The sequence below is a fragment of the Streptomyces sp. NBC_00986 genome, assembly GCF_045162565.1.
GTDB lineage: Bacteria > Actinomycetota > Actinomycetes > Streptomycetales > Streptomycetaceae > Streptomyces.
In genome coordinates, this window is sequence record NZ_CP108733.1 from 6,093,230 (window position 1) to 6,105,659 (window position 12,430).

General features: G+C 67.6%; 14 protein-coding genes. 9 read left to right on the top strand and 5 right to left on the bottom strand.

Annotated elements, in window-relative coordinates:
- Window positions 1-348 precede the first annotated feature (348 nt).
- From rpmH to OG504_RS27125, 9 genes are all read left to right on the top strand, one after another.
- The gene (rpmH, locus tag OG504_RS27085; protein ID WP_006381191.1) at window positions 349-486 is read left to right on the top strand and encodes a 50S ribosomal protein L34; all 138 of its coding nucleotides are present in this window, start codon (window positions 349-351) and stop codon (window positions 484-486) included.
- Between the two features lie 21 nt (window positions 487-507).
- Window positions 508-879: a ribonuclease P protein component gene (gene rnpA, locus OG504_RS27090; protein ID WP_078532680.1), complete on the top strand. Its 372-nt coding sequence runs from the start codon at window positions 508-510 to the stop codon at window positions 877-879.
- Window positions 876-1,229 (top strand): membrane protein insertion efficiency factor YidD, encoded by a 354-nt coding sequence (yidD, locus tag OG504_RS27095; RefSeq protein ID WP_019073355.1) that lies wholly within the window; start codon window positions 876-878, stop codon window positions 1,227-1,229. The genes rnpA and yidD overlap by 4 nt, the downstream gene beginning before the upstream one ends.
- 3 nt (window positions 1,230-1,232) lie before the next feature.
- The gene (yidC, locus tag OG504_RS27100; RefSeq protein WP_405992156.1) at window positions 1,233-2,534 is read left to right on the top strand and encodes a membrane protein insertase YidC; all 1,302 of its coding nucleotides are present in this window, start codon (window positions 1,233-1,235) and stop codon (window positions 2,532-2,534) included.
- A 16-nt stretch (window positions 2,535-2,550) separates the two neighbouring features.
- Window positions 2,551-3,063, top strand: a complete 513-nt coding sequence (locus tag OG504_RS27105; protein WP_019055151.1) for a R3H domain-containing nucleic acid-binding protein — start codon at window positions 2,551-2,553, stop codon at window positions 3,061-3,063.
- Between the two features lie 135 nt (window positions 3,064-3,198).
- Window positions 3,199-3,915, top strand: a complete 717-nt coding sequence (rsmG, locus tag OG504_RS27110; RefSeq protein ID WP_033285735.1) for a 16S rRNA (guanine(527)-N(7))-methyltransferase RsmG — start codon at window positions 3,199-3,201, stop codon at window positions 3,913-3,915.
- A 342-nt stretch (window positions 3,916-4,257) separates the two neighbouring features.
- Window positions 4,258-5,331 (top strand): ParA family protein, encoded by a 1,074-nt coding sequence (locus OG504_RS27115; protein WP_078532690.1) that lies wholly within the window; start codon window positions 4,258-4,260, stop codon window positions 5,329-5,331.
- The gene (locus OG504_RS27120) at window positions 5,328-6,419 is read left to right on the top strand and encodes a ParB/RepB/Spo0J family partition protein (RefSeq protein ID WP_405992157.1); all 1,092 of its coding nucleotides are present in this window, start codon (window positions 5,328-5,330) and stop codon (window positions 6,417-6,419) included. The genes OG504_RS27115 and OG504_RS27120 overlap by 4 nt, the downstream gene beginning before the upstream one ends.
- Window positions 6,420-6,740: 321 nt before the next feature.
- Window positions 6,741-7,358: a GNAT family N-acetyltransferase gene (locus OG504_RS27125; protein WP_405992158.1), complete on the top strand. Its 618-nt coding sequence runs from the start codon at window positions 6,741-6,743 to the stop codon at window positions 7,356-7,358.
- Window positions 7,359-7,427: 69 nt separating this feature from the next.
- Here OG504_RS27125 and trxA read toward each other — a convergent pair whose 3' ends face one another.
- The 5 genes from trxA to OG504_RS27150 all read right to left on the bottom strand — a co-directional run bounded on the left by trxA (window position 7,428) and on the right by OG504_RS27150 (window position 12,374).
- A complete protein-coding gene (gene trxA, locus OG504_RS27130) occupies window positions 7,428-7,763 on the bottom strand; it encodes a thioredoxin (RefSeq protein WP_327402795.1) in 336 nt (111 codons plus the stop codon).
- A gap of 42 nt (window positions 7,764-7,805) precedes the next feature.
- A complete protein-coding gene (gene trxB, locus OG504_RS27135) occupies window positions 7,806-8,774 on the bottom strand; it encodes a thioredoxin-disulfide reductase (RefSeq protein WP_019055145.1) in 969 nt (322 codons plus the stop codon).
- 172 nt (window positions 8,775-8,946) lie between these two features.
- Window positions 8,947-9,912: a hypothetical protein gene (locus tag OG504_RS27140; protein ID WP_405992159.1), complete on the bottom strand. Its 966-nt coding sequence runs from the start codon at window positions 9,910-9,912 to the stop codon at window positions 8,947-8,949.
- A complete protein-coding gene (sigM, locus tag OG504_RS27145) occupies window positions 9,909-10,634 on the bottom strand; it encodes an RNA polymerase sigma factor SigM (RefSeq protein ID WP_033285742.1) in 726 nt (241 codons plus the stop codon). The genes OG504_RS27140 and sigM overlap by 4 nt, the downstream gene beginning before the upstream one ends.
- Window positions 10,635-10,661: 27 nt before the next feature.
- Window positions 10,662-12,374 (bottom strand): protein kinase family protein, encoded by a 1,713-nt coding sequence (locus tag OG504_RS27150; RefSeq protein WP_405992160.1) that lies wholly within the window; start codon window positions 12,372-12,374, stop codon window positions 10,662-10,664.
- Window positions 12,375-12,430 lie beyond the last annotated feature (56 nt).

Here is a 12,430-nt window from a genome sequence, read left to right on the forward strand (position 1 = left end):
GGGATCTACATCGGGTGGGGCGCTCGGGAAAAAGGTGTGGGGCGGGGGACAAAGGAACGAATCGGAGTCCAGCCACGGTAGTCAGGGCGACGGGTGCGGTTCAAGTTGTTGTCCCCAGCCTGTGGATAGTGTCTCCTCGTGACCGCTGGTTTGACCGGATGGCGTAGCCCCGCGTACCGTGACCAGGTCGAGTTGTCGATGGCTGCTGCCGCCTGCCTCCGATGGGCACAGATCGCTTCGAGGTGATCGGGAAGCGGTGCACTCGGGCGTAACTGCGAGCTACTCGTGGGCGCACGGTGACAGCCAGGACGGCACCCGCCACCACCGATTTATTTCTGGAGCCCCCTCGTGAGCAAGCGCACCTTCCAGCCGAACAACCGTCGTCGTGCCAAGACCCACGGCTTCCGCCTGCGGATGCGTACCCGTGCCGGTCGCGCGATTCTCGCGAACCGTCGTGGCAAGGGTCGCGCCAGCCTGTCCGCCTGATCCCGATCAGGTCATGACGTCGTGCTGCCTACCGAGCATCGGCTGAGGCGGCGCGAAGACTTCGCGACCGCGGTACGACGGGGTCGCCGGGCCGGCCGCCCGCTTCTCGTCGTCCACTTTCGTAGCGGTGCCACGGACCCGCACGCGCCAGGGGAGAGCGCTCCCCCGACGCGTGCGGGTTTCGTCGTCAGCAAGGCGGTGGGCGGCGCCGTGGTGCGCAACAAGGTGAAGCGCAGACTCCGTCATCTGATGCGCGAGCGAGTCGCCCTGTTTCCCCCCGGTAGCCTGGTAGTCGTACGAGCGCTGCCCGGAGCGGGCGACGCCGACCATGCACAGCTGGCCCAAGACCTGGATGCCGCCGTTCAGCGGCTGCTGGGAGGGGGCGCGCGATGAAGTACCCACTACTGGCGCTGATCAAGCTGTACCAGTGGACGATCAGTCCCCTGCTCGGGCCGGTCTGCAAGTACTACCCGTCGTGCTCCCACTACGGCTACACGGCCATAGACCGGCACGGCGCGATCAAGGGCACAGCGCTCACGGCCTGGCGCATCCTGCGCTGCAATCCGTGGTCGCTCGGCGGTGTGGACCATGTCCCACCGCGCAAGCGCCCGCGGTGGCACGAGATGCTGCGGGGCGCACGGCGCGCAGACAAGGGCGGGACCTCCGCCGCCGAAACGGCCACTGAAGGGCTGAGTCCTTCGAGCCCGGCCGCAGAGACACCGTCCCATGCCCAAGGAGCATGATTAGTGGACACGATTGCCAGTCTTTTCAGCTTCATCACGACACCCGTTTCTTGGGTCATCGTCCAGTTCCACTCGGTGTACGGGAAGGTTTTCGGTCCCGACACGGGCTGGGCCTGGGGCCTGTCCATCGTGTCCCTGGTGATCCTGATCCGCATCTGTCTGATCCCGCTCTTCGTGAAGCAGATCAAGGCGACCCGGGCCATGCAGACCCTGCAGCCCGAGATGAAGAAGATCCAGGAACGCTACAAGAACGACAAGCAGCGTCAGTCCGAAGAGATGATGAAGCTGTACAAGGAGTCGGGTACCAACCCGCTCTCCTCGTGCCTTCCCATCCTGGCGCAGTCCCCGTTCTTCTTCGCCCTGTACCACGTGCTCAACGGCATCGCGACGGGCACGACGATCGGCGTCATCAACGACTCGCTGCTCGCCAGCGCGCGTAAGGCGCACATCTTCGGTGCCCCGCTCGCCGCGAAGTTCACGGACGGCAGCAGCAAGGTCGAGGCGCTCGGCGCCACGCTGACCGACGTCCGGGTCGTCACCGCGGTCATGATCGTGATGATGTCGGCGTCGCAGTTCTACACGCAGCGCCAGCTGATGACGAAGAACGTCGACACCACGGTGAAGACCCCGTTCATGCAGCAGCAGAAGATGCTGATGTACGTCTTCCCCGTCATGTTCGCCATCTTCGGCATCAACTTCCCCGTCGGTGTCCTCGTCTACTGGCTGACCACCAACGTGTGGACCATGGGTCAGCAGATGTACGTCATCCACAACAACCCGACCCCGGGTTCCAAGGCCCAGGCCGCTTACCTGGAGCGCCTCACCAAGCACGTCACGCACCACGAGAAGACCCGCAGCCGGGGCGAGAAGGCCATCGTCAAGGCGATCGTCTCCAAGGGCCGTGACCGCAACGAGTTCGAGCGCAAGTTCATCAACAGCCTCACGAAGGTGGGCCTCGCGGCCCAGCCGGACGGCACTGTGGTGAAGGGTGAGAGCGCGGCTGTGGAGTCCGAGGACGGTACGACTACGACCCCGGCCACTCCCAGGCGTCAGCAGCCCAAGCGGCAGACCAAGGCCCAGCGCCAGTCCGCCGCCGCGAAGGCGGCCGACGACAGCGCCGAGCACGAGGCCGACGACGCCGACGAGCCGAAGACCTCGCTGAGCAAGTCGGACGAACCCGAGGACGCGAAGCCCGCCACCGCCGCGAAGAAGCCCGCCCCGAAGCCGGCCGGCGGCACCCGCAGCAAGGCCCAGTCCGGACAGCGCAAGGGTCCGCAGCGGCCCAAGTCCCCGTCCAAGAAGTAAAGAAGGAGTCCATCCCGTGACGGAAGGCACCACCTCCGCCGCTGCCGAGGGTGCAGACACCCTGTCCCGCCTGGAGCAGGAGGGCGAGATCGCGGCGGACTACCTCGAGGGTCTGCTGGACATCGCCGATCTCGACGGCGACATCGACATGGATGTCGAGGCCGACCGCGCCGCTGTCTCGATCATCAGCGACAGCAGCGGCCGCGACCTCCAGAAGCTCGTCGGCCGTGACGGTGAGGTGCTGGAAGCACTCCAGGAGCTCACCCGCCTGGCCGTGCACCGGGAGACCGGGGACCGCAGTCGGCTGATGCTGGACATCGCGGGCTACCGCGCCAAGAAGCGCACCGAGCTCTCCGAGCTGGGCGCCAAGGCCGCGGCCGACGTGAAGAACACCGGCGAGCCGGTGAAGCTGAACCCGATGACCCCGTTCGAGCGCAAGGTCGTGCACGACGCGGTCAAGGCCGCGGGACTGCGCAGCGAGTCGGAGGGCGAGGAGCCGCAGCGCTTCGTCGTCGTGCTTCCCGCCTGATCGGTCCCGACGTTCCACCGGCCCCGTCTGTCGATCAGACGGGGCCGAACTTTGTCAGCCTGATAGTCCTGTAGTTCTGGTGGTCCTGGTGGTCAGCGCCCAATGCGCTTTTGCGGTACGGAAGGACGGTCCCCCGTGACGGAGGCAGCGGAGCTTCCCCCCGCGCCCGAGCAGGCGCGCGAGGTGTTCGGCGATCGCTTCGAGGATGCGGTCCGGTACGCCGAGCTGCTCGCCGACGCGGGTGTGCAGCGCGGCCTGATCGGCCCACGTGAGGTGCCCCGCCTGTGGGAGCGGCACCTCCTGAACTGCGCGGTCCTTTCGGAGGTCGTGCCGGACGGAGTGACGGTCTGCGATGTCGGCTCCGGCGCCGGCCTCCCGGGCATTCCCCTGGCCCTGGTCCGCGAGGACATCAAGATCACCCTCCTCGAACCGCTCCTCCGCCGCACGACCTTCCTCACCGAGGTCGTCGAACTCCTGGGCCTCGACCACGTCACCGTCGTGCGCGGGCGTGCCGAGGAGGTCATGGGCACACTGCAGCCGGTCCACGTGGTGACGGCCCGGGCGGTGGCTCCGCTGGAGCGACTGGCCACCTGGGGCATCCCGCTGCTGCGTCCCTACGGCGAGATGCTCGCCCTCAAGGGGGACACGGCCGAGGAGGAGCTCAAGAGCGCGGCGACCGTGCTCAGCAAGCTCGGAGCCGTGGAGACGTCCATCCTGCATGTCGGCGAAGGCATCGTCGATCCGCTGTCCACGGTGGTCCGGGTAGAGGTCGGAGAGAGCCCCGGCGGGGTTCGTTTCGCGGCGAAGCGGGCCAAGGCGGCTCGTACGGGCCGTACACGTCGGCGTCGTTGAGGCTGCATCAGCGCTGGGACGGGTCGGTCTCAGCGCTTGAGGTACTGCGGTGTCAGCGCGTGAAGCGTGTCGCTGATCCGTCCTGACGACGAGACTTACTCCACACAAGCTGCCAAACCTACGCATGCCGGAGTGTCGCCGACAGTTCGGCCTCGGCGGCTGTGCATCGTGTTTCACGTGAAACGTCGCTCACTGCTGCACGGCATCATCGGTCGCACCCGCGCCGCGGCCGAACCCCGCGACCGGAAGCCTCTCGGATCACTCGGAGAGGGCACGGAGTTGTCCACAGAGGTGGAATTCTCCACAGAACAACAGGCCTCACTGGTTCACGACCCTGAAGACATGGGAGGCTCTGTTCATTGCGAGCCTGAAGTCGAGGAGAGTGAATCCTTGCGGTCCGACGCCAACATCGCGGGACCGATGACCGATCCGGTCCCCGGTCCCCGTACCGAGTCGATGGGGGAGGATGTTTCACGTGAAACACCGCCCCCTATGGACGACACTCCCATCGGTCGTGCTGCCCAACTGGCGGTGGAAGCCCTAGGCCGTGCCGGCGAGGGCCTGCCACGTCCTGAGCAGACCCGCATCATGGTCGTCGCCAACCAGAAGGGCGGGGTGGGCAAGACGACGACGACCGTCAATCTTGCCGCTTCGCTGGCACTGCACGGCGCCCGTGTTCTGGTGGTCGACCTCGACCCACAGGGCAATGCGTCCACGGCACTGGGGATCGATCACCACGCGGAAGTCCCTTCCATCTATGACGTGTTGGTCGACAGCCGGCCTCTCTCCGAGGTCGTGCAACCGGTCCCCGATGTCGAGGGTCTCTTCTGTGCCCCCGCCACGATCGATCTCGCCGGTGCGGAGATCGAGCTGGTGTCCCTGGTGGCACGAGAGAGCAGACTCCAGCGGGCGATCCAGGCCTACGAGCAGCCGCTGGACTACATCCTCATCGACTGTCCGCCCTCGCTCGGCCTGCTGACGGTCAACGCGTTGGTCGCCGGTGCGGAGGTCCTCATCCCGATCCAGTGCGAGTACTACGCGCTGGAAGGCCTCGGACAGTTGCTCCGCAACGTCGACCTGGTTCGGGGGCACCTCAACCCCAACCTGCATGTGTCGACCATCCTGCTCACCATGTACGACGGCCGGACGCGTCTCGCGTCCCAGGTCGCGGACGAGGTGCGCAGTCACTTCGGCGACGAGGTGCTGCGGACGAGCATTCCCCGCTCGGTCCGTATCTCCGAGGCGCCGAGTTATGGGCAGACGGTACTGACCTACGATCCCGGATCGAGCGGTGCCCTCTCCTACTTTGAGGCAGCAAGGGAAATCGCGCTGAAGGGTGTGGGCGTCAGCTACGACGCACCGCATGCGCACATCGGCGCTCAGAGCGACCAGAGCATGGTGGAGGGCATTCAGTGAGCGAGCGACGGAGGGGTTTGGGCCGTGGGCTCGGCGCACTGATCCCCGCAGCCCCGACCGGGGAGAAGACGGTGGCTCCGGCCGCCATGGGCTCCGCTTCCCCGACGGCTGTTCCGGTCATCACCGGCGACCGGGGAGTGGCCGCGGCGAAGGTCACCACGCTGCCGCCGGTTTCCTACGACATGGAGGAGCCGTCGTCGAACGGCGCCGTGGAGACGTTCGCGCCTCCCATCGGTGCCTACTTCGCCGAGCTGCCCCTCGACTCCATCACGCCGAACTCGCGCCAGCCCCGTGAGGTCTTCGACGAGGACGCGCTGCAAGAGCTCGTCACCTCCATCAAGGAGGTCGGCCTCCTCCAGCCCGTCGTCGTACGGCAGATCGGCCCGACGAGCTACGAGCTCATCATGGGCGAGCGGCGCTGGCGGGCCTGCCGTGAGGCGGGCCTGGAGGCGATCCCGGCGATCGTGCGGGCCACGGACGACGAGAAGCTTCTCCTGGACGCCCTCCTGGAGAACCTGCACCGCGCCCAGCTGAACCCGCTCGAAGAGGCGGCTGCCTACGACCAGTTGCTCAAGGACTTCAACTGCACGCACGACCAGCTGGCGGATCGCATCGGACGTTCGCGTCCGCAGGTCTCCAACACCCTGCGTCTGCTGAAGCTCTCGCCGTCGGTCCAGCGCCGTGTCGCCGCCGGAGTCCTCTCCGCCGGTCACGCCCGGGCGCTGCTCTCCGTGGACGACTCGGAGGAGCAGGACCGGCTGGCCCACCGGATCGTGGCCGAGGGGCTCTCGGTGCGGGCCGTCGAGGAGATCGTGACCCTGATGGGTTCGCGGCCCCAGACCGCTCAGCGCTCCAAGGGACCGCGGGCCGGCGCTCTGGTCTCCCCGGCGCTGTCCGATCTCGCCACACGTCTCTCGGATCGCTTCGAGACCCGGGTGAAGGTCGACCTGGGCCAGAAGAAGGGGAAGATCACTGTCGAGTTCGCCTCGATGGAGGACCTTGAGCGGATCCTCGGTTCGTTGGCTCCGGGTGAGGGGCCGGTCCTGCAGCGGAGTCTGCTGGACGACGACTCGGAGGACGAGGCCTGAGCCGTCCTGCCGACGGTTCTGTCCGCCCGACCAGCAGAGCGGGCCGTGTCCGGTGTGTACCGGAACGCGGCCCGCTCTTTGCTTTCTGACGGTATCGATGCAATCGCATCGTCGATACGATGCGTTCGGGTATGGCGCATCCACCTGGCAGCACCTCTTAGGGGAGGCGGGGGCCATGCGAACGGTGAGCCGCACCGGACTGGTGAGCGCGGGTCTGGGCCTGGGGGCGGTCGGCGGCTTCGTCGGCAGTCTGCTCAGGGAACGCAGCGCTCTGACAGCCGCCCGTGGCGCTGCGGGCGAAGGAAGCGAGGATCAGCCTTCATGGGGCGTCGGCTCGTACCGCTCACGCTGGACAACCTCCCGGACATTCCCAACCGTTGTCAGTCGTGCGTCTTCTGGGAGCTGGACCCCGTCAGGGGGCAAGCCGCGGTAAAGGCGGGCACGGCGGCCCTGGAGAAGGAAGCCTGGATCTCCGCCGTCCTCCTGGACTGGGGCTCCTGCGGGCGCGTCGTCTACGTCGATGACGTGCCGGTGGGCTTCGTCCTCTACGCGCCCCCTGCCTATGTCCCCCGCTCGACGGCGTTTCCCACGAGCCCCGTGTCACCGGACGCCGTGCAGTTGATGACGTCGTTCATCATGCCTGGCTATCAGGGGCAAGGACTGGGCCGGGTCATGGTGCAGACGGTGGCCAAGGATCTGTTGCGGCGGGGCTTCAAGGCGATCGAGGCCTTCGGTGATGCCCGCGCGAAAGAGGCCGCCTGCGTCCTGCCCGCCGACCATCTGCTCGCCGTGGGCTTCAAGACGGTCCGTCAGCACCCCGCCTATCCACGGCTGAGGCTGGAGCTGCGTACGACGCTCTCCTGGAAGGAAGACGTGGAGATGGCGCTCGACCGGTTGCTGGGAGCCGTACAGAAGGAACCAGCGCTTCGACCGCTCTAAAGCGAAGGGGCCGACTCCGGAGAGTCGGCCCCTTCATGTTTCACGTGAAACACGGTTTCACGTGAAACATCACTTGCTGGCGATGAACTCGTCGAGGTCGCGAAGGATCGCGGCCTTCGGCTTGGCGCCGACGATGGTCTTGGCGACCTCGCCACCCTGGTAGACGTTCAGGGTCGGGATGGACATGACGCCGTACCGGGCGGCCGTAGCCGGGTTCTCGTCGATGTTGAGCTTGACGATCTCGATCGCGTCGCCGTGCTCGGCAGCGATGGCTTCGAGGGACGGAGCGATCTGGCGGCACGGACCGCACCAGGAAGCCCAGAAGTCCACCAGGACGGGCTTGTCGCTCTTGAGGACGTCCTCGTCGAAGGAAGCGTCGGTCACATTCTTCAGAGTGCCGGCCACGGCGGGCTCCTTAACTTGATCGTGCGGTGGGGAGGATGGGGGTCAGACGGTGGTCTTCGCGGGCTCCGCCTGCTCCTTGTCCGCGAGAGCGGCAAGGAAATGCTCGGTGTCCAGAGCAGCGGAGCAGCCAGTGCCGGCGGCGGTGATCGCCTGGCGGTAGGTGTGGTCGACGACGTCACCGGCGCCGAAGACACCGGTCAGGTTTGTGCGGGTCGAGGGCGCCTCGACCTTCAGGTAGCCCTCCCCGTCCAGGTCGAGCTGGCCCTTGAAGAGCTCCGTGCGGGGGTCGTGGCCGATCGCGATGAACAGGCCCGTCACCGCCAGGTCCGAGAGCTCCCCGGTCTTCAGGTTGCGCAGCTTGAGGCCGGCGAGCTTGGGGTCGCCCTCGATCTCGGCGACCTCGCTGTCCCAGACGAACTTGATCTTCGGGTCGGCGAAGGCACGCTCCTGCATCGCCTTGGAGGCGCGCAGGCTGTCCCGGCGGTGGACGATGGTCACGGACTTGGCGAAACGGGAGAGGAAGGTCGCCTCCTCCATCGCCGTGTCGCCACCGCCGATGACGGCGATGTCCTGGTCTTTGAAGAAGAATCCGTCACAGGTGGCACACCAGGAAACGCCCCGGCCGGACAACGCGTCCTCGTTCGGCAGGCCGAGCTTGCGGTGCTGCGAGCCGGTGGTGACGATGACGGCCTTCGCCTGGTGCACGGTGCCCGAGGTGTCCGTGACGGTCTTGATCTCACCGGTCAGGTCGACGGAGACCACATCGTCCGGGATCAGCTCGGCACCGAAGCGCTCGGCCTGGGCGCGCATGTTGTCCATGAGCTCGGGGCCCATGATGCCGTCCTGGAAGCCGGGGAAGTTCTCGACCTCGGTGGTGTTCATCAGCGCGCCACCAGCGGTGACGGCACCTTCGAACACCAGCGGCTTCAGCGACGCGCGCGCGGTGTAGAGCGCCGCCGTGTAGCCGGCGGGCCCGGAGCCGATGATGATCACGTTTCGGACGTCGCTCACGGCTTGGTTCCTCGTCTCTGGACTGCGTCAGTACGACCGGTGGGAGCCCCCTGTCGGAGCCTCCACACCACCCAACGGATCCTACGGGGCCCGCATTCCCGCTGTGTCCGGGCACACGGAGACGGCACGTGGTAGGGAATCGCCACGGCGGATGGAGAGGAGACGTCCGGAGTCAGGAATGCGGGAACGATCGCGTCAGAAGGACCTTGCCAGGAGTGGATGTCTGGCGGCTCACGCAGGTCGCGTCGACGACGTAGGCCGTGACACGGCTGTTGTCGGAAGCGTCGGGGAGCACCACGAGATAGGCGGCGGTCCCGTTGTAGGTGCCCTTCTTGAAACCGAGGACATCCGTGTTGCCACGGTCGACGCCCTGCCGGATGCAGTCCGGGATGGAGCCGGACGGTTCGATCAGGGTCTTGGGAGTCTTGGTGGACGACTCCATGCCGCCGGGATCGGACGCGACGTTCCAGGGCTTCTCACTGTTGGCGCCCTGACTCGTGGCCGACTTGGTGGAGAGGAGATCCGAGACCTCGGTCTCCAGCTTCCCCTTGGAGAAGGTGTCCGCGGAGCTGGTCGAGTTCCCCTGACCCGTGTCGGACGAGGTGTGGTCGCCCAGCGACTGGATGAACAGGGAGCCGGCTCCCAGAACGGCCGCGGTGAATACGGCTCCCAGGACGATCCGCCCGCGACGTCCGCCGCGAGTCCGCTCCTTGCGGTCCTTGTTGCGTCCGGGACCGGTCGCCGCGTGTGCGTGTCCTGACGGGCGGTCCGCCGTAGGCGATGTTTCACGTGAAACATGTGCCTCGGTGTGCTCGCCGTCCTCGCCCGATGTGGCTCGGGACGCGCTCACCAACGTCGGCGCGGCGAGGGACTCGGGTGAGGTGGAGCCCAGCAGGGCCTCCGCGGCGAGGGCTGCGTCGATACGGCCCGCGACCTCGGCGGGCATGCGCGGCGGTCCGGGCATGCTGCCCAGCAGCCCCCGGATCTCCTCCAGCGAGTCGTGGACGTCCGCACAGAGTGCGCACTCGTCCAGATGCCGTCGTACCTCGGCTGTCCTGGACGGCGGGAGAAGGCCCTCGGTGAGGTCGGAGATCTCCGCGACGTCCGGGTGCCCGGCCGTGTCTGTCGTGGATGTCACGCTCGCCCACCTCCGCCCTTCACAGCAGCTGAATCGCTCGGCCCTGCATCCTTGGGACCTCCGTCGCGAGGTCCCGCTGCCGGTGGGACGGATGTCCCCTGCGCCCGGTTCCGTCCAGCGCCCGGTTCCTTGCCGTCACCGGCTCTTTCCGGCCGTAGATGGGTGAGCAACGGCAGCAGTCTGGCTCTTCCGCGGGCGCAGCGGCTCTTCACCGTGCCGGTCGGCACATCGAGCATGCGGGCGGCCTCCGCGACGGGGTAGCCCTGCATGTCCACGAGGACGAGGGCGGCGCGCTGGTCGGGCGGGAGGGTGCCCAGGGCTTCAAGCAGTTGGCGGTGCAGGTCGTTGCGTTCCGCGGGAGCCGAGGCCGACTCGTGCGGTTCCAGGAGCTGTTCCAGGCGCTCGGTGTCGTCGACCGGGGACGTCTTCCTGGAGGCGGCCTTGCGGGCGCGGTCCAGGCAGGCGTTCACCGTGATGCGGTGCAGCCAGGTCGTGACGGCCGACTGGCCGCGGAAGGTGTGGGCGGCCCGGTAGGCGGAGACGAGGGCGTCCTGGACCGCGTCAGCGGCCTCCTCGCGGTCTCCCAGCGTGCGCAGGGCCACGGCCCAGAGCCGGTCCCGGTGCCGCCTTACGAGCTCACCGAAGGCGTCCGGGTCGCCTTCGACATGGCGGGCGAGCAGATCCTGATCGCTCGTTCCGTCGTATCCGGCGCCTTCCGCCATCGGACCCCCTCCCCCTCCGGTGAGACGTCAGCCCGTGAACTTCACGTCGGTGATGGCCTGCTTGTAGCCGGCGTCGCTGTACTGGTCGCTGTCCGCGTGCGGCAGAGCGGTGAGCCAGACAAGAACGTACCGGCTCTTCAGGTGCTTGGTGACCTTCACCGTGGCACTGGTACCGGTCGTCGTGACGGTGCCGAGCTGTGTCATGGAGTCCAGCGAGGAGGGCGACAGCGAGTTGGTCGCGTAGAGCTTCACCGTCGTGTGATCGCCGCTGTAGTAGAGCCCTATGGTCGCCGTGGAGACGTCCTGGACCGAACCGAGGTCGTAGACGATGCCCACGCCCGGCTTGTACGGCGCGAGCACCGGGCCCCCTATGAAGCTGGAAGTCCGCCAGTACGTCGACGCCTTGCCGTCGTAGGTCTTGTCGACGTCGTTCGGGTGCTGGGCGTCGCCCTTCGCCACGAACTCCTCGGCGCCCTGGATCGCGAGCGTCTTGACCGGCTTGGTCTTGTCGCCGCTCTTGTCGTTCCCGTCGGTCGTCTGCGTCTGCTTCGTGTCCTCGGACTTGTTGCCCTGGTTCATGAGCGCGTCCGCGAGCTGCCAACTGCCCAGGCCCAGTGCGGCGATCAGCAGCGCGGACACGGCCCACTTGAGGACCTTGCCGGTGCGGCTCTGGAGCGGGGGCGGCGGGGTCGGCGGAACCTGGGTGGCACCGGGCGGCGACGGACGGCCGTACGTGCCCTGCTGGTATGTCGTGCGCTGGTACTCGGGCGGTGCGGTGAACGCGGGCTCCGGCGGGCGGATGCGGGGCATCTCGCCGATCGCCTTCACCAACTCCTCCGGCGTGGTGCACGCCGACTCGTGCCGGGAGGCTGTGGCACCGTCGTTGGCGAGGGCGCGCATGGCGAGCTCCGACAGACCGCGGTGGACACCGGCGCGCACCTGGTCGGGGGCGATGAGACCGACACCCTTGGGTAGCCCGGACAGGCCGTAGGCGTCGCTCTCGTACGGCCAGCGCTGGGTGAGCGCCGCGTACAGGAGGGCGCCGATCGCCTCTGTGTCCGTGCGCTGCGGGGTGTCCGAACTGATGCCGCGCAGTGCGGCGTTGACGGCCAGGCCGCGGATGCGCCACTGGCCGGACGAGGTGCGCAGCACCGCGTTCGGGTTCAGGCGCAGATGGGCGAGGCCCTCGCGGTGCGCGGCGGCCATGGCCGAGGCGATCTGACTGACCATCTGGTAGGCGTCGTGCACCTCCAGCGGGCCGGGGGCCAGAAGCGCCGTCAGTTCCGTGGCGTCGGGCAGCCATTCGTGCACGACGTAGACGAGGTCGTTCTCCTCCACGGCGTCCAGGACCTGGACGAAGCGGGGATCACCCAGCAGCGCCGAGGAACGGGCCGCGGCCAGCACCGAGCGGGCCCTCGCATGATCCGCGGGCAGGATGTGGACGCCGACGGCACGGCGGAGTTTCTCGTCCACCGCGCGCCAACTGCTGAAGCCGTCCAGACGGGTGACGCACTCTTCGAGGCGATAGCGTCTGGCGAGCTTGTGACCGCTGTGCAGTTCGGGAGGCGAGGCCTTCTCGGTTTCCTCGATCCCGCCACTCCCCTGTGCCTTGTCGCTCTCCGTGTCCCGCTCCGGGTTCTGGGCCACCCCGTCGGCCGTGGACTGGTCCGCCTTGGCGGTCAGCGGCTCGTCGCCGCTGTTGTCTGCCACGTCGACGGCAGCCGTGCTCCGTTCCGCCACCGTCGCTCCTGCCTCCCCATCCGTTGCACGCTGTTCGACGCCGAAACCAATTGTGC

What these genes read in the sequence shown, in the direction of transcription:
- OG504_RS27125 (WP_405992158.1), top strand. Translation starts at nt 6,741, where the DNA reads ATGGGGCGTCGGCTCGTACCGCTCACGCTGGACAACCTCCCGGACATT.
- OG504_RS27115 (WP_078532690.1), top strand. Translation starts at nt 4,258, where the DNA reads ATGGGAGGCTCTGTTCATTGCGAGCCTGAAGTCGAGGAGAGTGAATCC.
- yidD (WP_019073355.1), top strand. Translation starts at nt 876, where the DNA reads ATGAAGTACCCACTACTGGCGCTGATCAAGCTGTACCAGTGGACGATC.
- sigM (WP_033285742.1), bottom strand. Translation starts at nt 10,634, where the DNA reads ATGGCGGAAGGCGCCGGATACGACGGAACGAGCGATCAGGATCTGCTC.